The following is a 20,174-nucleotide window of genomic DNA, read 5'->3' as shown; positions in this document are numbered from 1 at the left end:
AATTACAATTTTGGAAATCACAAATTCCAAATTCCAAACTGAACTTACAACTTTGTCAAAGTTTCAAACTTTGACAAAGTTTTACAAAATAAAAAATCCCAAATTTCAATATGGAATTTGGGATTTTTTTATGTTTTACTTTTTGAAAACTCTGGCAAAGATCCAGATAATAATCGCAATGATAAAGATTACGATAAATATCCCGAATCCCATTCCGGCTTTAAAAATGTCTCCTATAACTTCACAGCTTGTAAATGAAAACAGTATAACGAATACCATTAACAATCTAAGTATTTTATTTTGCATGATCTTGAGTTTTTAAATTCATTATTAAAATTACTTCAAGAATCAGGGAAATGTGTTATAGAATTTTTTGGAAATGTTTTAGGATTTGGAGTTTGAATATTTTTCGTTTAAGTCCTTAATGAAGTTTATGCGATTGAACTTTTTTAGAAATCCAGATTTTTCGCCTCTTTCTAATTCCTTATTAAGTTTTTTTATTTTGATTAATTTTTGCTTTGACATTTTATTTTATGACTTTTCTCAATAATTATTCTTTAGGAGTATTATTTGTCTTTATTTTTGAAAGTTTAGTTTGTAATTTGCTTAAAGAATCACTTTCAATTTTCGTGTCAAATATTTTTTCGTAATTCTTAAAATGATCTTTAATGTTTGGAGTGTTTTTAAATAATAAAGATAAATCGCTCACGCCTCTAAAACGATTAATTACTTTTTTTTCTCTGAAGTAATCAATAGTTTTTTTTGCGCTTTTTCCAACTACTTTACCAATATTGAAATCTTCTATTATTTTTGATAAGGATTCGTTATCTACTATATTATCGATTGATTTTTCATATTCTGAGCTTTCAGCTATTTCCCAAAAATTATATAAAATTCTACTGCTTGTTGAATATTTTTTATTGAATACTTCCCAAAAAGAATTTATTTCATTAATAGCATCTAATTGATCTTTCATTGTATCTGCTTCTGCGATTCTTTTCTCATATTTCACTATTGAATTTCTTAAATTTGTAAAATCGTCTCGTAATTGAAAAAGGTTTGTCGAAATTTCAGTAACTTTTTCGCATTGCCCCAGTAAAATACTTACTAAAGGAGGTATTTGTTGATTCTTATAACCTAAATAAGAGTTTATTTCGGAATGATTAATGTTATAGCTTTCTGTCAGTTTGGATATGATGTCTTTTCCTATTCCTCGTTTTGGAATTTCATTTATTTGAAATTCATATGAATAAAATGGTAATACCGCTTGTACATTCGAATGAAAAGTTATTTCATTTATTTTTTGATAAAATTGTTCAGGACTATTTTTACTTTCTACAGCAATAAAACCATCATCTACTTTTCCAATATTTATGAATGAGATGTTTTTTACATCTTCGTCAAGTGAAGCAATTCTTAAATATTTTTCCTTAGCATGAGGTATACTTTTTTTATTATTAATAAAATCAGTAATTGTTTCTTGATAGCTTTTGTTTGGATCAGTTTGCCCTATACTTACAACAGTTCCAATATTATTACCAATACCCATAATTACTTTTAGACATCCTGTTCTTGAAAGCATTTCTAGAATTGGTCGCCCATTTGGGAATATTGTTTTAGAAACAATCTGTGCATGTTTTAATTCTTGGTCAGAAACATAAAAAATGCTGTTTAGTATAAAAGATTCAATAAAAGAGTTTAAAGTGTAAAGAAATACAATATCGGGTTTTCCATATCCTCCAATTATATAATCTAATTCATCAATGAGGTTTAGACTAATATAAGTTGAATTATAATCTAAGTTAAGCTCTTTCATTATATATGTTTTTGTTAAGTGACTTGTTTATACTCTTAAGATCATATTATAAAAGTAAGGTTTTATTGCAGAATATAAAATTTTGAAAATTGTATATAATATTTTCGTTTTAGGGAGATTTACTAAAATATAAAACATTTACAACTTCATTTGTTCAACAAATAAAATCAGATTCCGTATATTTGCCCGATCAATCATTACAATTAATTATGAGCCAGAAAGTATTACTTAATTCAAAAGAAGTTACTATCATACTTCACCGTTTGGCTTGTCAGTTAATCGAAAAACATCTTGATTTTTCAAATACTATTTTAGTGGGAATTCAGCCAAGAGGCGTTTTTTTAGCTGAACGTTTAAAACAAATATTAGAAAACGAATACCAAGTTCCTGAGATTTCTTTGGGTTATTTGGATATCACTTTTTTTAGAGATGATTTCCGTCGTACAGAAAAGCCACTTGAAGCCAATAAAACTCAAATCAATTTTATAGTCGAAGACAAAAAAGTCATTTTTATAGATGACGTTTTGTTTACAGGCCGAAGCATTCGTTCTGCATTAACTGCCATTCAATCTTTCGGAAGACCTTCAGAAATCGAATTGTTAGTTTTAATCGACAGACGTTTCAGCCGTCATTTACCAATTCAGCCTGATTATCGCGGTCGTCAGGTAGATGCAATTAATGGCGAAAAAGTGATTGTGAGCTGGAAAGAAAATGATGGTGAAGATGTTGTTCACTTAGTGACAAATTAGTTTAATCGGTTAACCGGTTAATTGTTTAATCGGGAAGAAGACGTTTAAACAATTAAAAATATTAAAATAGGTTAATCGTTAAATCGGTTAACTGTTTAGTCGCAAAGCAAACGATTAAACGATTAAACAAATAAACAGTTAAACATTAAACATGAAAGAATTAAGCGTAAATCATTTATTAGGAATAAAATATATCAACGAGAATGATATTAACCTGATTTTTGAAACGGCAGATCATTTTAAAGAAGTCATTAATAGACCGATTAAAAAAGTTCCTTCATTACGAGATATTACCATTGCCAATATTTTCTTCGAAAACAGTACCAGAACCAAACTCTCTTTCGAATTAGCGCAGAAACGTTTATCTGCTGATGTTATCAGTTTTTCTGCAGCTCAATCATCGGTTAAAAAAGGAGAGACCTTGATTGATACTGTAAATAATATCCTTTCTATGAAAGTGGATATGGTTGTAATGCGCCACTCCAATCCCGGAGCGGCTTATTTTTTATCTAAAAATGTCAAAGCAAGTATTGTAAATGCGGGTGACGGCGCGCACGAACACCCAACGCAAGCTTTATTGGACAGTTATTCTATCAGAGAAAAACTGGGCGATGTGGCTGGGAAAAAAGTGGTGATTGTGGGTGATATTCTGCATTCGAGGGTAGCTTTATCAAACATATACGCTTTGCAAATGCAAGGTGCTGAGGTAAAAGTTTGCGGACCAAAAACGTTGATTCCGAGATATATCGAATCGCTTGGTATTACGGTTGAACCGAATTTGCGCAAAGCTCTTGAATGGTGTGACGTTGCGAATATGCTTCGCGTGCAAAACGAACGTATGGATGTAAATTTCTTCCCGTCAACGCGCGAGTATGCACAACAATACGGAGTAGACAAACCGCTTTTGGATTCGCTAAGTAAAGAAATCGTAATCATGCACCCAGGACCAATCAATAGAGGAGTAGAGATTACTTCTGAAGTTGCCGATTCTGAACATTCTGTGATTTTAAATCAGGTAGAAAATGGTGTAGCGATTAGAATGGCGGTTATTTATCTTTTGGCTTCTAAGATACAGGCTTAATTTTAGTTTAAAGTTTAAAGTTTCAAATTGCGTTACGTTTGTCATTTCGAGGAACGAGAAATCGCACTAGATATTCCGTAAAGTTTGAGCCAATCTTTGTTGATAAACGAGTGCGATTTCTCGTTCCTCGAAATGACAAAAAACTAAACAAATATTGAAGGCAAAGTAAAACTTGAAACCTGAAACTTGAAACCTGAAACTTGAAACTAAAAAAAACAACAAATAAAAAATCTTCGTACATTAGCTTCATAAATTATAAGCCCCACAAATTATAAAATGAAAGTAGATCAAAAAGGACATACCGTTACGATTAAAGATACGCAAGGAGATGTAAATGCTTTCTTGGAAAAAGTGACGCAACAATTTAAAACCTTTGAAAAACAAAATATTATAATCGATTTGTCTTCAGATGCTGCAATTACTGAAAAAGATTTGAAAGCTTTTTTACCGCTTGCTAAGCTTCAAAAAAAAGCAAAAAAATCGTTTGTAATTGTTGCAACAGATCTTGACTTTAATGCTATTTCAGATAAATTAGCGGTGGTTCCTTCTCTTTTGGAAGCGCACGATATTATCGAAATGGAAGAAATCGAGAGAGACCTAGGTTTCTGATTTTAGATTTCTGATTTTAGATTTTAGATTTTTGAATGCTGAATCTAAAATATTTGTAATCTAAAATCTACGATCTAAAATCTAAAATCAATAAATGAAATTAACTATACTTGGCTGTTATGCCGCAACTCCCAGAACGCTTACTAATCCGACTTCGCAGGTTTTAGAGATTAAGAACAGATTGTTTTTAATTGACTGTGGCGAAGGAACTCAGGTGCAGCTTCGCAAAAACAAGATTAAATTCTCTAAAATCAATCACATTTTTATCTCGCATCTTCATGGAGATCATTTGTATGGATTGATTGGAACAATTTCGACTTTTTCGCTTTTAGGAAGAACGACAGACTTACATGTTTATGGTCCAAAAGGAATTAAGGAATTAATTCTGCTTCAATTGAAATTGACAGAATCTTGGACAACTTATTCGTTATTTTTCCATGAATTAGAATCGAAAGAAAGTGAAGTGATCTTTGAAGATAAAAAGGTTATTGTAAAGACGATTCCGCTAAAACATCGCGTTTATACGAATGGTTTTTTGTTTCAAGAAAAACCAGACGAGCGAAAATTAGATGTTGAGGCAGTTCAGCGCTACGATATTCATGTGGCCTATTATCAGAAGATCAAAAACGGAAGCGATATTACACTAGACGACGGAACTGTAGTCGAAAACAAAAAACTGACTTTCGATCCACCGCCAACAAAGAGTTACGCTTTCTGTTCTGATACGGTTTATAATGAAGAGATCATTCCAATTATTCAGAACACTGATGTTTTGTATCACGAATCGACGTTTTTGGAATCGGAAGCAAGATTAGCTGAAAAAACGCTACATTCCACAGCAAAAGAAGCAGCAAATATTGCATTAAAAGCGAATGTGAAAAAGTTGATTTTAGGACATTATTCAACACGTTATGATGGAATAGAGCCTTTTAAGAAAGAAGCAGAAACAGTTTTTTCAAATGTTCTTTTGGGGGATGATGGTTTAAGTTTTGAGTTATGAAAAAAGAGGCTAAGATGCTAAGGTTCTGAGATTCTAAGTTTTTTTAGTTTGTCAAGCTGAGCGAAGTCGAAGCCCACGTTTTAAAATTAGATTCTGTAACAAAAGTCCTTCGACTCCGCTCAGGGTGACAACGCGCAAAACTTGAAACCTCAAACTTGAAACCTCAAACAAATAAATCTAAAATCAACAATCTAAAATAATAAATCATGAATGATTTAAGCAATTATAGAAAGTCTTACGAGAAAAGTGAATTATTAGAAAGTAATATTCCAGAAGATCCAATTAATCTTTTTAACCGATGGTTTCATGAAGTGGAGGATTTTGGCGGAAGCGGGGAGGTGAATGCCATGACGGTTTCGACAATTGGATTGGATGGTTTCCCAAAATCTCGTGTGGTTTTATTAAAGAAATTCTCTGAAGAAGGTTTTATTTTCTATACCAATTATAATTCTGAGAAAGGGAAAGCAATAGAAGCAAACCCAAATATTTGTCTGTCTTTTTTTTGGCAGGAAATGGAGCGTCAGGTTATTATAAAAGGAATTGCTCAAAAAACATCTGAGATTATTTCGGATAATTATTTTGATTCGCGTCCTGAAGGGAGTAAGCTTGGAGCAATTGTTTCTCATCAGAGCGAGGTAATTCCGTCCAGAACTTTTTTAGAAGAAAATTTGAAAAAATTAGAAACGGAGTTTGAAGGAAAGCCAATTCCGAGACCTGAAAATTGGGGTGGCTATATCGTAACGCCACTTCAAGTTGAATTTTGGCAGGGAAGACCTAACAGGCTTCATGATAGAATTCGTTACACAAGTCAGTCCGATTTTTCTTGGAAAATAGAACGACTATCCTCATAGTGTAAGAAAATACCTTTTTAAATAAAAAATTAGTGCATTTCATCGATTAATTTTGTAGTTTAACGGTAAATTGAATACGTTTGGAATACAAATAAAGCAAACGATATTTATTCAAAGATAAATTTAAAGGATTTGCCCCAACATTTACTTTAAACCGCTAAAATGCTGATGATTATGAAAAAGATTACGCGCACCATGTTGTTCATTGCGACTTTAGTCGCAATGAACGCATGTTCTGCTGATACTGCTGAGGCAAGCTTGGATACTACTACTCCAACAGAAGTGCTTGTTGCCAACTACACCTACAATGATACCGAAATAGAAACCATGAAACTAATAAACGATTATCGTGTTAGTGTTGGTTTAAATGCTTTAGAAAGAGTTAACCATATATCTTATAAATGTGAAGAGCATAATAAATATATGATTGCGAATAATGTTGTAGATCATAACGATTTTGTTGCGCGATCTACCAATATGACTAACGTTTTAGGAGCTAAAAAAGTAGGAGAGAATGTTGCTTACAATTACAAAACTCCTGAGGCAGCGGTAAGAGCGTGGCTTGATAGCCCAGGCCATAAAGAAAATATAGTTGGCGATTATTCTCATTTTGGATTATCTGTAACAACAGATTCTGCTACTGGAAAAAAATATTATACTAACATATTTGTTAAGCTTTAAAGAAATATTGAACAGGTTGGTTTTTTAGAAGTCGTTGTGATTCATAGAATTGCAACGACTTTTTAAATTAAAAAAAGCTGCTTTTTAGGCAGCTTTTTATTGTTTATCTATTTTAGGTTATAGAGCGGTGATTATAAACTCGCTTCGTCTGTTTGCTTGATGTTCTGCTTCGGTACACGGAACGCCATCAGAACATTTGTTTACTAGCTCTGTTTCGCCATATCCTTTTCCAGTTAAGCGGTTTGGTGCAATTCCGTTTTTAACCAGCCATTGGATAGTCGATTTTGCTCTGCGATCAGATAAAGCTTCATTGTATTGATTAGAAGCTCTACTGTCTGTATGCGAACGGATATCTAGTTTCATGTTCGGATAATCGTTCATAACAGCTAATATTTTTTCTAGATCTAAAGCGGCTTCGGTTCTAATATTAGATTTATCCAAATCGAAATAAATCATTTTAATGCCAAAGCATTTTCCTAAATCATCGCCAACAGTAACTTTGCAGGTCGCTTTTTCCAAAGCAATCGGAAGATTAGTTTTACCGCTTGTTTTGTCAATAGTAACGCTTAACTCTCTTGTTGTGTAATCAGGTTTTTCAGCTCTTACATAATAGGTTTTACCACATTCTACCTCAAAGCTGTACAATCCTGTACCGTCTGCAACGGCTGAGTTTTTAAGATTCATTTGATCATCATACAAAGTGACTTTTGCTCCTGGCAATGCTTCTCCTGTCTCGGCATCTGATATTATACCATAGAGTTCTTGAGTACATCTTAGTCTTCTGGTTTCTAAGAATCTGTAGATGTCATCGGAGCCTTGACCCCCGTCTTTATTGGAGGAGAAAAAACCTCTTCTTGTTTCCGGATCAATAATATAAGCGAAATCATCTTTTGGAGAATTGACATCAGCTCCTACATTTTGAATATTACTTATTTTTCCATTTTTATCAATGTTGGCAACAAAAACGTCTAAACCTCCTAGACCGGGATGCCCATCGGATGCAAAATAAATCTCATTTTCAGAGGTCAAATACGGATAGGTTTCTTTTCCTTCTGTATTAATTGTATTTCCCAGATTTTCTGGTGGTCCATAACCTCCATTAGAATTGATGCTTACTTTATACAAATCAGATTCTCCTAAAGAGCCCGGCATATCAGAAGCAAAATATAATGTTTTTTCGTCTGGACTAAGAGCTGGGTGAGCCGTACTGTAATTATTACTGTTGAAAGGAAGCTCCATAATATTGGTCCATTTATTATCTTTTCCCAGCTCTGCTTTGTATAGTTTTATCAAAGTAACTTTATTTTCATCTTTACCTTTCTTTCCGTCAATATAGTTATTTCGGGTAAAATAAACGGTTTTTCCGTCTTTTGTAAAAACAGGAGAGGCCTCGTGAAATTTGGTATTGATGGCCGATTTAAATTTATTTACTTTAGATGTGGTTCCAGTTGCAGGATCCAGATCGGCATTGTAAATGTTGGTGAAATATTCTCCTGTCCATTTGTGTTTACGCTGTGTGAAATTTCCCGTATCTCTCGCAGATGCAAAGTAAATTTTATTATTGTAAGCAAATGATCCATAATCCGAGTACCTACTATTTATGCCTGCGTTTTCTATCTGGTACCTCCCAGAATTTGCTTTTATCTGGTCCATATAATTCACATCTTCTTTATAAAGCTTTCCCCTATTGTCATTTTTTGAAATGGCATTAAAGTCTTCTAGAAGTTTATTGGCTTTGGCCATATCTCCAGTTGATTTTAGCGACTGAGCATATCGAAAAAAGTACTCTGGTTCTGGATTTGGGTTCATGGCAAATAATTCACCATACCATTTTGCCGCGTTTTGAAAATCTGAATTAAAATAATAGGCATTTCCCAATTTTTTAAACATGTCTTCAGATTTGTAGCCTTTATTGGCTACTTTTTCATAAACTTTGATTGCATCGACATAAGCATAGTTATCATATTTCTTGTCTGCAGCATTTATTTTTGACTGCTGTGCATAACTGCTAAATGAAAAAGCACCTATAATTGTAACGAAAAGTAGTGTATAGTTTTTCATGATACCTTATTTTAGAAGAAACGAGGAGTTGTCATTTTGCCTTTGTTTGAGAAGAATTCATAACGTAGGAAGATTTCGTGTGAACCTGAATTATAATTGTTTAATTTGGTGGTTTCTCTATCATAGCCGTAGCCTAAGTAAAGTCCGTCTGTGATTTGAAATCCAACCATAGCACTTAAAGAAGCGCTCCATCTATAAGCCGCACCAACCATGAATTTATCATAGAACATAAAATTGGCTGAAAGATCAACTTGCAGCGGTGCGCCTTGAACCATTTTGGTTAAGATAGCAGGTTTGAATTTTATATACTGATATTTATCAAGATCAAACACATAACCTCCAATTAAGTAGTAATTGATCTTGTCCTTAAAAATTGCTACATCATTATCGTCGTAACGATTTGTTTCAATAAAATTAGGGATAGAAAAACCAATATATGCTTTATCAGAATGCCAGTAAACTCCGGCACCCACATTTGGAGTGAATTTGTTATTTAAATCCTGAAATTGAGGGTCACCCTGATCTGCCGGATTTAATTTGTTTACATCTAAATTGAAGATATTTGCGGTTCCTTTAATACCAAATGAAAGTTTAAAATCTGCAGATGTTTGAACTGTGTAAGATACATCGACTGAGATGTTGTTCTCATTGGTAGGACCAATTTTATCATTTACCAAAGAAGCTCCTATACCAAGTCTGCTATTATTTAGTGGAGAGTTAATTGAGAAACTGCTTGTTTCTGGCGCTCCGTCAAGACCAACCCATTGAGTACGGTAAAGACCAAAAATACTAAGTGCTCCACGAGAACCTGCATAAGCAGGATTTACGCTAATTGTGTTATACATATATTGTGTATACTGTGCATCTTGTTGTGAATACCCTGAACATGTAACTAGCATAATGACGAAGAAAAATAATTTTGTTCTCATAGTAGATTTTATTAATTTAATAATTACTATTGATTTTTAAAACATTGAAATTCAATGTGTTCTTAATCTGAGTTTTTTTAAATACGCTGTAAAAGATTTTTTACAGCGTATTTTTATACTATTTAGATAGATATAGATATCCGTCTAATTTATGATCTTGAACATTGTTGTTTCCATCCAGAGATTTATAAGTAATAATGTAAAAATAAGTTCCAGTTGGTAGTCCATCAGATTGCTTAACAGTTGTTCTTCCTCTTGAAGTTCCATCAAAAGCATTTGTTGTGTTGTTGTAATTTGTAGTTTCGAATACTAAAACTCCCCAGCGATTATATATTTCTACAGTATTGCTTGGATAACAAGTTGTTTCGTCAATATTGTCAATTTTGAAAGAATCATTTATGTTATCACCGTTTGGAGAGAAAGCATTGTGAACTAATACATTGCCACAAGCTAAGACCTTACAATCATCATTGATTTCCATGTTTAAAACTACACTTCTTGGACATCTTTCATCTGCTATTACATATTCGAAAACGTAATTGCCTAATGCCAATCCAAACGGATTAAGAATACCTCCCTGAAGAGCATTGGTATTGTTTCTATCTTGCCAAACTCCTGTTGTAGGACTTCCTTCTGGAAGTAGACTACTTAAATTTAACAATGTAGAATCATCGTTACACGCTGTACCTCTAACTTCAACAACACCATTTGGAATTACTATGATAGTTACAGTTGCAGAATCACAGTTTTCAGGACTTAATTTGTCACAGATGGTATAGCTGTAAGTATAAGTTCCGGCTGGAGTCAAACTAGTTACATTTACATTTCCAGAACCATCAACACTAATGTGTGGATCTGTTTTTGTATTATTTCCTTCGGCAAGAAGTGTAAAGTTTACTAAATCTATTGTTATAGGAGTTCTTCCTTTTACGTCATTGCTCAATATGTTACCTACTAGTCCAAAAGAGTTACATCCAATATTGCTGTAGGTGTCATCATTTGCAACTATAGGAGAAATAATAGTAACGGTAACTATAGCAGTATCACAGTTTCCAAAATCTGCTTTTTCGCAAATTTGGTACGTTAAAGTGTATGAACCTCCTTGTGTATTTGGTGCAACATTTATAGTTCCGTCAGGACTGATCGTTATCGATCCTGTTGGATCGGCAACACTTGTTGTTAAGGTTACATCATTTATGTTTACTGCTGTTCCATTTAGCATATCATTTGTTAAAACGTTACCTAATGTAGTTTGTGATGAACCTGCTACTATTGGTGTAGGATTATCATCATTTGCTACTATTGCAAATGTTGGTCTTGAAGTACAGAAAGGATCTGCAGGTGGATAGCTAATTGTAATAGTCTGACTAGGATTTACAGTGAAAGTTACATTTGTAGTTGGACGTAATTTTTCAAATCCGTCAGCACCTTCAATCCATCTGTTGTTTTCAAAAATCCAGCCCGGCCAGTCAATTCCTTTTCCTTGATCGTCTACAATAGCTCCTGGCCATAATACGCGACCGCTTAATGGCTGGTTGTTCATTGTTGTTACGACATTATTGTTACTGTCTGCCCAAGCAATGGTTACACCATTTACAGGAGTAAAGTTTACAGGAGTCACAACATAATCAATGTAAGGAACATCGTTGACGCATATTGAGCTTGCTGTAACAGTCATTAGTGGAGCTTCTATTGTAACGGTAACAGTTGCAGTGTCGCAGTTGTCTGTTTGATCGGCTTCGCAAATTTGGTATACCATAGTTAATGTTCCTACTGGAGCATTTGGCAATACATCTACAGAACCATCATTATTTAAGTGTAAGAACTCATTTGGTGTTACTGTTGTTATTATAACTTCAGATGCAGTGATGGCATTTCCTTCTAAGGTATCGTTTGTTAATACATTCAATACATTAGTTGTAGTATGATTTACACCTGCAATTGGACCTGCCGCGTCATCATCGGCAACAATGTCTTGATATTCTTTACAGCTTACGCCAAAATCAATATCTAAATGAACCAAATCTTCTGGAGTCACATTTACTACATATCCGCTTTCTGTTGTTGTTTTACAAACGGTATGCAATTGCGTTTTGCTTGTTTTTCCAGTTATGTTTTTACCAGACATTGAAGGGATAACTTTTACTAAGCCAGTAAATCCTAAGTTAGCGGCCATGGTATCGAAATTTGCATCTCTAACCAATTTTACAGTATATTGTCCGTAAGGATTTTCGCTTTCTGGGCGATCTCTCCAATATCCTGCAATTCCCACGATAACTTCTTTATGATATCCATTAGGACCATCAACAATTACATTAGGGCTAAGCGCATTTCCAAAACCTCCAGCATTTAATTCTCCAACGTTTAAAGGACCAGCAAAGCTTCCGTCTCCGTTAAGATCGATCCATTCCCATTGGCTGTAATCAACAGCGCCATTAGAGTCTGGAACGTTTTTAGTTACAACTCCATCATTGTTAGCATCGTACCATTCATCTTGAATTCCGTTGCTATTAGTATCATACCAAACGTAATCTCCAAGAACAGGAAGTTTTGAAGCTCCGTATTCGAAATTATGAGTTTGGATTTTACAATCTTCAAGAGTAGTAAAGAACAAGCTAGAGTCAACAGGGTATAATTGATATGCGCTGTTTAAATTGGCGTCTTGTACTTGAACTAAATAACTTCCAGCAGGCATTCCAAAGAAGCTGTACATTCCATCAGCACCTGTAATGCGCAATTGAATTGGTCCTGGAGTTGTTCCCTGAGGAATTAAGGTAACAGGTACATTGGCAATAGGAGTATTGGTATCTACATTAATAACTTGTCCAGAAATTTTTACTGTATAAGTAGGTTGTGTAATAATAACTGTAGCAGTTGCAGTACAAACCTGATTTTCGCCGTTTACTGGAGCAGTTGCAGTGAGCGTATAAGTTCCTGCTGGCAAATTAGTAGTGCTTACAACTTGATTGTTTTCATTGGTAATTACCACAGTAGAGCCTGGAGTGCTTGTTACAGCAATGCTACCATCTGTGCCTCCAAAACAGCTTGTATTTGTTGCAACTCCACTAACAGTAACTACGCTTTCTACTGTAAAGGTTTGAACCAATTCGGTTTTGTTTCCTGCACAGTCTGTCAAAGTATACGTTCTTGTTAAGATATATGGCGCTCCGTCGCAACCGTTTCCTCCATTGTTTGTATCAGCAACAGTGACATTTACAGTAGGGCTGCAATTATCGGCAGCGTCTGTGATATCTGACGGATTTCCAACAGGTATTGCATCAATAGTCGCTACGTTTGTTATACTTTCTGGAGCTGTTCCTGTTGGAGCTGTTTTGTCTCTTACTGTGATAATTTGAACGTGAGTGGTAATATTGCCACCGCAGTCGCTAATTTTCCAAGTACGAGTTAAAGTGTAATTAGAAGTGCATTCATTTTCGATACCAGATTTAACTTCTGTGTATACAATTGGTAAATCTTCGTTGCAATTATCAGAAACATGCATTTCTGCTGGTGCAGGAACTGCGTCGCAAGATACTTCAATATCTAAAGGAAGATCACCAGTAAACATTGGAGCAGTGGTATCTTGAATTGTAATTATCTGAGTGAAAGTTTGAGAAATATTTCCGCAATCGTCTTTTACAGTCCAAGTATTGGTATAAGTTCCAGCATTTGAACAGCTTTCAGAAGCTACAAAAGAACCGCTCACTTTTTCGATGTTTAAAACGTCAGCATCGCAGAAGTCAGAAGCTGTAGGGAACTGAGCCTGAGCTGTTGCAAGTCCCTCTGTATTGCTACATTCTAAAGTTATATCTAAAGAACCAGCTTGAGTATTCCATGTTGGCGCAGTAGTATCTTGAATTGTGATTACTTGAGTGAAAGTTTCAGAAGTATTTCCACAGTCATCTTTTACAGTCCAAGTATTGGTGTATGTTCCTGCATTTCCGCAACCTTCAGTAGCTGTGAACTGTCCGCTTACTTTTTCGATATTTAAAACATCAGCATCGCATAAGTCAGAAGCAGTTGGAAACTGAGCCTGAGCAGCAGCAAGACCTTCTGTGTCGCTACATTCTAAAGTCACGTTTAAAGTACCCGCAACAGTATTCCAAGTAGGAGCAGTTGTGTCTTGAATGGTAATTATTTGAGTGAAAGTTTCAGAAATGTTTCCACAGTCATCTTTTACAGTCCAAGTATTGGTGTATGTTCCTGCATTTCCGCAACCTTCAGTAGCTGTGAACTGTCCGCTTACTTTTTCGATATTTAAAACATCAGCGTCGCATAAGTCAGAAGCAGCAGGGAATTGTGCTTGTGCTGTTGCAAGACCTTCTGTGTCGTTGCATTCTAAAGTTACATTTAAAGCTTCTGGAGCTGTTGTCCAAGTAGGAGCAGTTGTATCTTGAATTGTAATTACCTGAGTGAAAGATTGAGAAATGTTTCCGCAATCATCTTTTACAGTCCAAGTATTGGTGTAAGTTCCAGCATTTCCGCAACCTTCAGTAGCTGTGAACTGACCGCTTACTTTTTCAATGTTTAAAACATCAGTATCGCATAAGTCAGAAGCAATTGGGAACTGAGCCTGAGCAGCAGCAAGACCTTCTGTGTCGCTACATTCTAAAGTTACATTTAAAGCTTCTGGAGCTGTTGTCCAAGTAGGAGCAGTTGTGTCTTGAATTGTAATTATCTGAGTGAAAGTTTGAGAAATATTTCCGCAGTCATCTTTTACCGTCCAAGTATTGGTATATGTTCCAGCATTTCCGCAACCTTCAGTAGCTGTGAACTGTCCGCTTACTTTTTCGATATTTAAAACATCAGCGTCGCATAAGTCAGAAGCAATTGGAAACTGAGCCTGAGCAGTTGTAAGACCTTCTGTGTCGCTACACTCTAAAGTTACATTTAAAGCTTCTGGAGCTGTTGTCCAAGTTGGAGCTGTGGTATCTTGAATTGTAATTACTTGAGTGAAAGCTGCTGAAGTATTTCCGCAATCGTCTTTTACAGTCCAAGTATTGGTGTAAGTTCCAGCATTTCCGCAACCTTCAGTAGCTGTGAACTGTCCGCTTACTTTTTCAATGTTTAAAACATCAGTATCGCATAAGTCAGAAGCAGTTGGAAACTGAGCTTGTGCAGCAGCAAGACCTTCTGTGTCGCTACATTCTAAAGTCACGTTTAAAGTACCCGCAACAGTATTCCAAGTAGGAGCTGTGGTATCTTGAATTGTAATTACCTGAGTGAAAGTTTCAGAAATGTTTCCACAGTCATCTTTTACAGTCCAAGTATTGGTGTAAGTTCCAGCGTTACCGCAACCTTGAGTCGCAGCAAACTGTCCGCTTACTTTTTCGATATTTAAAACATCGGTATCGCATAAGTCAGAAGCAATTGGAAACTGAGCCTGAGCAGTTGCAAGACCTTCCAAATTACTGCATTCTAAAGTTACATCTAAAGATCCAGCTGCAGTATTCCAAGTTGGAGCTGTGGTATCTTGAATGGTAATTACTTGAGTGAAAGCTGCTGAAGTATTTCCGCAATCGTCTTTTACAGTCCAAGTATTGGTATAAGTTCCAGCATTTCCGCATTCTTGAGTTGCAACAAAAGATCCGGTTTCTTTAACAATATTAGAAACATCAGCATCGCATAAGTCAGAAGCTTCTGGGAACATTGCTTGGGCATTTGCTAGACCAGCTGTATCACTGCATTCTAAAGTCAGGTTTAAAGCTCCCGCGACAGTATTCCAAGTAGGAGCAGTTGTATCTTGAATTGTAATCACTTGAGTGAAAGCTGCTGAAATGTTGCCACAGTCATCTTTTACAGTCCAAGTATTGGTATAAGTTCCAGCATTTCCGCATTCTTGGGTCGCAACAAAAGATCCAGTTTCTTTAACAATATTAGAAACATCAGCATCGCATAAGTCAGAAGCTTCTGGGAACATTGCTTGGGCATTTGCTAGACCAGCTGTATCACTGCATTCTAAAGTCACGTTTAATGTACCAGCTGCAGTTGTCCAAGTAGGAGCTTTTGTATCTTGAATAGTAATGATCTGAGTAAAAGGAGCAGAATTATTGCCGCAATCATCTTTTACCGTCCAAGTATTGGTATATGTTCCGGCATTTCCGCATCCTTGAGACGCAGCAAACGATCCGCTTACTTTAATGATATTAGTAACATTAGCATCGCATAAATCACTAGCTATAGGGAACATTGCTTGGGCATTTGCGAGAGCGGCAGTATCACTGCATTCTAACGTTACGTTCAAAGCTGTTGGAACAGTTGTCCAAGTAGGAGCTTTTGTATCTTGAATAGTAATGGTCTGAGTAAAAGGAGCAGAAGTATTGCCGCAATTGTCTTTTACCGTCCAAGTATTGGTATAAGTTCCGGCATTTCCGCATCCTTGGGTCGAAACAAAAGATCCGGTTTCTTTAATGATATTGGAAACATCAGCATCGCATAAGTCAGAAGCTATAGGAAACTGAGCCTGAGCAGTTGCAAGACCTTCTGTGTCGCTACACTCTAAAGTTACATTTAAAGCTTCTGGAGAAGTTGTCCAAGTTGGAGCTGTGGTATCTTGAATGGTAATTACTTGAGTGAAAGCTGCTGAAGTATTTCCGCAATCGTCTTTTACAGTCCAAGTATTGGTGTAAGTTCCAGCGTTACCGCAACCTTGAGTCGCAACAAAAGATCCGGTTTCTTTAACAATATTAGAAACATCAGCATCGCATAAGTCAGAAGCTTCTGGGAACATTGCTTGGGCATTTGCAAGACCAGCTGTATCACTGCATTCTAAGGTTACGTTCAAAGCTGTTGCAGAAGTAGACCATGTTGGCGCAGTTGTATCTTGAATGGTAATCACTTGAGTGAAAGCTGCTGAAATGTTGCCGCAATCATCTTTTACCGTCCAAGTATTGGTATATGTTCCGGCATTTCCGCATCCTTGAGACGCAGCAAACGATCCGCTTACTTTAACGATATTAGTAACATTAGCATCGCATAAATCACTAGCTATAGGGAACATTGCTTGGGCATTTGCGAGACCAGCTGTATCGCTGCATTCTAAAGTTACGTTTAATGTACCAGCTGCAGTTGTCCAAGTAGGAGCTTTTGTATCTTGAATAGTGATGATCTGAGTAAAAGGAGCAGAAGTATTGCCGCAATCATCTTTTACCGTCCAAGTATTGGTATATGTTCCGGCATTTCCGCATCCTTGAGAAGCAGCAAACGATCCGCTTACTTTAATGATATTAGCAACATTAGCATCGCATAAGTCAGAAGCTTCTGGGAACATAGCTTGAGCATTTGCAAGAGCGGCAGTATCACTGCATTCTAACGTTACGTTCAAAGCTGTTGGAGCAGTTGTCCAAGTTGGAGCAGTAGTGTCCTGAATTGTAATTACCTGAGTGAAAGCGCCAGAAGTGTTGCCGCAATTATCGATTACGGTCCAAGTGTTGGTGTATGTTCCGGCATTTCCGCATCCTTGAGAAGGTACAAATACTCCGCTAACTTTAGCAATATTAGAAACATCGCTGTCGCATAAGTCGGAAGCTGTTGGGAACATTGCCTGAGCAGCGGCAAGTCCTGCTGTATTACTGCATTCTAAAGTTGCATTTAGAGAACCGACAGGGGTTGACCAAGTAGGCGCTGTAGTGTCCTGAATTGTAATTACCTGAGTGAAAGCGCCAGAAGTGTTGCCGCAATTATCGATTACGGTCCAAGTGTTGGTGTATGTTCCAGCATTTCCGCATCCTTGAGAAGGTACAAATACTCCGCTAACTTTAACAATATTAGAAACATCGCTGTCGCATAAGTCGGAAGCTGTTGGGAACATTGCCTGAGCAGCGGCAAGTCCTGCTGTATTACTGCATTCTAAAGTTGCATTTAGAGAACCGACAGGGGTTGACCAAGTAGGCGCTGTAGTGTCTTGAATTGTAATTACTTGAGTGAAAGCGGCAGATGTGTTGCCGCAATTATCGATTACGGTCCAAGTGTTGGTGTATGTTCCAGCATTTCCGCATCCTTGAGAAGGTACAAATACTCCGCTAACTTTAACAATATTAGAAACATCATTGTCGCATAAGTCGGAAGCTGTTGGGAACATTGCCTGAGCAGCGGCAAGTCCTGCAGTATTACTGCATTCTAAAGTTGTATTTAGAGAACCGATAGGGGTTGACCAAATAGGTGCTGTAGTGTCTTGAATTGTAATTACTTGAGTGAAAACAGTCGAGGTGTTGTTGCAATTGTCTTTTGCTGTCCAAGTATTGGTATAGGTTCCCGCATTAGCACAAGTTGGAGATGCTGTAAAGGCGCCACTTGATTTTGTATAAGTAACATTAGCACTACAAGCATCTGTAGCTGTTGGAGCCATTGCTTGTGCTGCCGCTAATCCAGATGCATTACTACATTCTAATGTTACATTCAAAGCGGTAGAAGCGGTAGTCCACGCTGGTGCTGTAACATCTACCACATTTATGGTTTGACTTACAGGAAGAGAGGAGTTGTTACAAGAATCTTTTGCTGTCCATGTTCTAGTTATAGAATAAGTTCCTGGGCAAGAACCTTGAGTTGTCTGATCAACATAAGTTAATGAAGCAACAGTGCCACTATTATCTGTTGCGGTTGCTTGAGCAAAAACAGGTGGGTTAGGGCAATTTATAGTACTTGCCTCTGGTAAAGGATTGACAACAGGTTTAATCGTATCTCCTCCAGATATCAAAACAGTCAGTTGTTTACTACAATTATTACTGTCTTTTACTGTCACTGTATAGCTTCCAGGGCCTACACCAGTTAGATCTTTGGTGGTTGCGCCAGTATTCCACGAGTATGTATAGCCAGGAGTACCACCTGTTGCAGTCAATGTTATATTGGAGGTTCCTCCTGTACAGCTTACATTGGTATGTGTTTCACTAAGAGTTAATTCTGCGGGCGAAACAATGGGAAGAATGTAAACATTCGTAAGGTTTTGCGCATCTTTAACCGTTAATTTGGCTGTGTTATTTGGTGTTGTATAAGTAAAAGTCGGATTAGGTGAGGTAGAATCTGGCACTCCACCATCATTATTAAAATCCCATGAATACGTATAGGGCGTTACACCGCCATTTGTAGTCGATGTAAAATTAACAGTTGTATTGTTGCCTACTGTACAGGCTTTATAAGTAAACTGTACTGCCAAAGGTTTAGAAATAGTAAAAGTATTGGTAAAATCGCATTGTGAATTGCTATAAGAACCACAATTGTAATTTGAGCCAGGATTATTATTACTACTTGTTTTCCAGGCAATTATTGTATTCGCTAGAATAAGTTCGTCGCCACAAGTCCAATTAAATGGGCCGTAGATTAGCTTTTTATTGCTTCCAGGAATGATTTCTCCTAATAAGACATTCAAAAAAGTCGTAACACCATTGATTTTTAAATCGGTATTTAATCTTGCGTAATAAATACTGGAATTAGCATTTGAACTATAGTTTAGGTAAATATAAACCGGCTGAACCTGACCTATGGTACAGGTAGAATTGGTTATCGGTTCTCCGTTTACATTAGACAGACTAAGGTAGACATCGGTAAGCGTATAATTGTTTGATGTACAACTATATCCGCAGGTTCTTAAATCTACCTGTGAAAATGATGAGTGAATGTTAAATAGTATAAACAACATTATGAAAATGTGTCTAACATTAATATTCATGAAATAGGTAATGTTTTTCATAATCTCTAATTTTTAATCTTTAGTAATTTTATTTTGAGATTCTTTGAGTTATAATCAGTTTTTCAGTGATTATAAATTGCCGAGGCTGTTCGTAATAAAAATTATAGAATGGATTGTAAATAAGGCTTATAGAAAAAAGTGTTTTGTGATTTTTAAAAGGTTTTAGGTTAATGTTGAATAAAATCCTCAAGAAGATGTAAAAACGGTTCTATTTATTTAAATGGGACAAATAGGTTATTAATCACATCATACATTTCTAACAAAAAAATAACTTACAATTTTGACATTTTTTAGGACCGTTGAAATGTCATTTTTTGATTCTTATAATTTACTTCTCTGCTTTGTGATATATTTAATATTTTAACAGAATCAAAGTTATATTAGAGTTTTTCTAATATGATTTTTTTATCTGTGACTAACCTAAAAACTCGTTGAAATGTTGTTTTTTCATTAAAAATTGACTCAAAAACACTTTTTTTTAACTCAAAAAAGTAAATTTTTTCTGTATCTTTTTTTGCTTAATTAATGAAATTGAGTTTTTTAAAAACGATTTAAATGATTAATAATCAGATATTTAGTTAAAATTTTGGGAGATTGCATAATATCGACCAAATACTAATTTTATGGATGAAGTACATAAAACGTAAACAATTGCTTTTCAATTTTTTTATGATTTTAACGTTTAGATAATTGTTAATTCTTGTTAAAATTT

Annotated in this window: 11 protein-coding genes; 6 read left to right on the top strand and 5 right to left on the bottom strand. The window is 35.7% G+C overall.

Going from position 1 to position 20,174, the window contains the following annotated elements; all coding sequences use genetic code 11:
* Positions 1-135: 135 nt before the first annotated feature.
* Positions 136-306 carry a hypothetical protein gene (locus ABTV69_RS20510; protein WP_290965645.1) on the bottom strand — a complete coding sequence of 57 codons (171 nt, stop codon included), beginning with the start codon at positions 304-306 and terminating at the stop codon, positions 136-138.
* A 244-nt stretch (positions 307-550) separates the two neighbouring features.
* Positions 551-1,816: a hypothetical protein gene (locus ABTV69_RS20505; RefSeq protein ID WP_433832140.1), complete on the bottom strand. Its 1,266-nt coding sequence runs from the start codon at positions 1,814-1,816 to the stop codon at positions 551-553.
* Between the two features lie 209 nt (positions 1,817-2,025).
* Between ABTV69_RS20505 and pyrR the strand changes: the two genes are divergently transcribed.
* The 6 genes from pyrR to ABTV69_RS20475 all read left to right on the top strand — a co-directional run bounded on the left by pyrR (position 2,026) and on the right by ABTV69_RS20475 (position 6,787).
* The gene (pyrR, locus tag ABTV69_RS20500) at positions 2,026-2,565 is read left to right on the top strand and encodes a bifunctional pyr operon transcriptional regulator/uracil phosphoribosyltransferase PyrR (protein ID WP_144219125.1); all 540 of its coding nucleotides are present in this window, start codon (positions 2,026-2,028) and stop codon (positions 2,563-2,565) included.
* 151 nt (positions 2,566-2,716) lie between these two features.
* Positions 2,717-3,646, top strand: a complete 930-nt coding sequence (locus tag ABTV69_RS20495; protein WP_433832138.1) for an aspartate carbamoyltransferase catalytic subunit — start codon at positions 2,717-2,719, stop codon at positions 3,644-3,646.
* Positions 3,647-3,922: 276 nt separating this feature from the next.
* Positions 3,923-4,255 carry a ribonuclease Z gene (locus ABTV69_RS20490; protein WP_433832137.1) on the top strand — a complete coding sequence of 111 codons (333 nt, stop codon included), beginning with the start codon at positions 3,923-3,925 and terminating at the stop codon, positions 4,253-4,255.
* Positions 4,256-4,349: 94 nt separating this feature from the next.
* Positions 4,350-5,255, top strand: coding sequence for a ribonuclease Z (locus ABTV69_RS20485; RefSeq protein WP_433832135.1), 906 nt, complete (start codon positions 4,350-4,352; stop codon positions 5,253-5,255).
* Positions 5,256-5,461: 206 nt separating this feature from the next.
* A complete protein-coding gene (pdxH, locus tag ABTV69_RS20480; protein WP_433832133.1) occupies positions 5,462-6,106 on the top strand; it encodes a pyridoxamine 5'-phosphate oxidase in 645 nt (214 codons plus the stop codon).
* Positions 6,107-6,280: 174 nt separating this feature from the next.
* Positions 6,281-6,787 carry a CAP domain-containing protein gene (locus tag ABTV69_RS20475; protein ID WP_433832131.1) on the top strand — a complete coding sequence of 169 codons (507 nt, stop codon included), beginning with the start codon at positions 6,281-6,283 and terminating at the stop codon, positions 6,785-6,787.
* 117 nt (positions 6,788-6,904) lie between these two features.
* Here the strand turns inward: ABTV69_RS20475 and ABTV69_RS20470 are convergent, their stop codons facing one another.
* The 3 genes from ABTV69_RS20470 to ABTV69_RS20460 form a co-directional block, all read right to left on the bottom strand.
* Complete coding sequence (locus tag ABTV69_RS20470; protein WP_433832129.1) at positions 6,905-8,848, bottom strand: OmpA family protein; 1,944 nt, start codon at positions 8,846-8,848, stop codon at positions 6,905-6,907.
* A gap of 11 nt (positions 8,849-8,859) precedes the next feature.
* The gene (locus ABTV69_RS20465) at positions 8,860-9,777 is read right to left on the bottom strand and encodes a PorP/SprF family type IX secretion system membrane protein (RefSeq protein WP_433832127.1); all 918 of its coding nucleotides are present in this window, start codon (positions 9,775-9,777) and stop codon (positions 8,860-8,862) included.
* A gap of 118 nt (positions 9,778-9,895) precedes the next feature.
* Complete coding sequence (locus tag ABTV69_RS20460) at positions 9,896-19,462, bottom strand: HYR-like domain-containing protein (RefSeq protein WP_433832125.1); 9,567 nt, start codon at positions 19,460-19,462, stop codon at positions 9,896-9,898.
* Positions 19,463-20,174: the final 712 nt, after the last annotated feature.

Source organism: Flavobacterium anhuiense (assembly GCF_050990855.1).
GTDB classification, from domain to species: Bacteria; Bacteroidota; Bacteroidia; order Flavobacteriales; family Flavobacteriaceae; genus Flavobacterium; species Flavobacterium anhuiense_C.
Note: the sequence above shows the minus strand (reverse complement) of the source record. Positions and strands in the feature narration are given on the sequence as shown.

Bases quoted from the DNA above. Each gene is read 5' to 3' on its own strand.
- ABTV69_RS20510 (WP_290965645.1), bottom strand. From the start codon at position 306: ATGCAAAATAAAATACTTAGATTGTTAATGGTATTCGTTATACTGTTT.
- ABTV69_RS20505 (WP_433832140.1), bottom strand. From the start codon at position 1,816: ATGAAAGAGCTTAACTTAGATTATAATTCAACTTATATTAGTCTAAAC.
- pyrR (WP_144219125.1), top strand. From the start codon at position 2,026: ATGAGCCAGAAAGTATTACTTAATTCAAAAGAAGTTACTATCATACTT.
- ABTV69_RS20495 (WP_433832138.1), top strand. From the start codon at position 2,717: ATGAAAGAATTAAGCGTAAATCATTTATTAGGAATAAAATATATCAAC.
- ABTV69_RS20490 (WP_433832137.1), top strand. From the start codon at position 3,923: ATGAAAGTAGATCAAAAAGGACATACCGTTACGATTAAAGATACGCAA.
- ABTV69_RS20485 (WP_433832135.1), top strand. From the start codon at position 4,350: ATGAAATTAACTATACTTGGCTGTTATGCCGCAACTCCCAGAACGCTT.
- pdxH (WP_433832133.1), top strand. From the start codon at position 5,462: ATGAATGATTTAAGCAATTATAGAAAGTCTTACGAGAAAAGTGAATTA.
- ABTV69_RS20475 (WP_433832131.1), top strand. From the start codon at position 6,281: ATGAAAAAGATTACGCGCACCATGTTGTTCATTGCGACTTTAGTCGCA.
- ABTV69_RS20470 (WP_433832129.1), bottom strand. From the start codon at position 8,848: ATGAAAAACTATACACTACTTTTCGTTACAATTATAGGTGCTTTTTCA.
- ABTV69_RS20465 (WP_433832127.1), bottom strand. From the start codon at position 9,777: ATGAGAACAAAATTATTTTTCTTCGTCATTATGCTAGTTACATGTTCA.
- ABTV69_RS20460 (WP_433832125.1), bottom strand. From the start codon at position 19,462: ATGAAAAACATTACCTATTTCATGAATATTAATGTTAGACACATTTTC.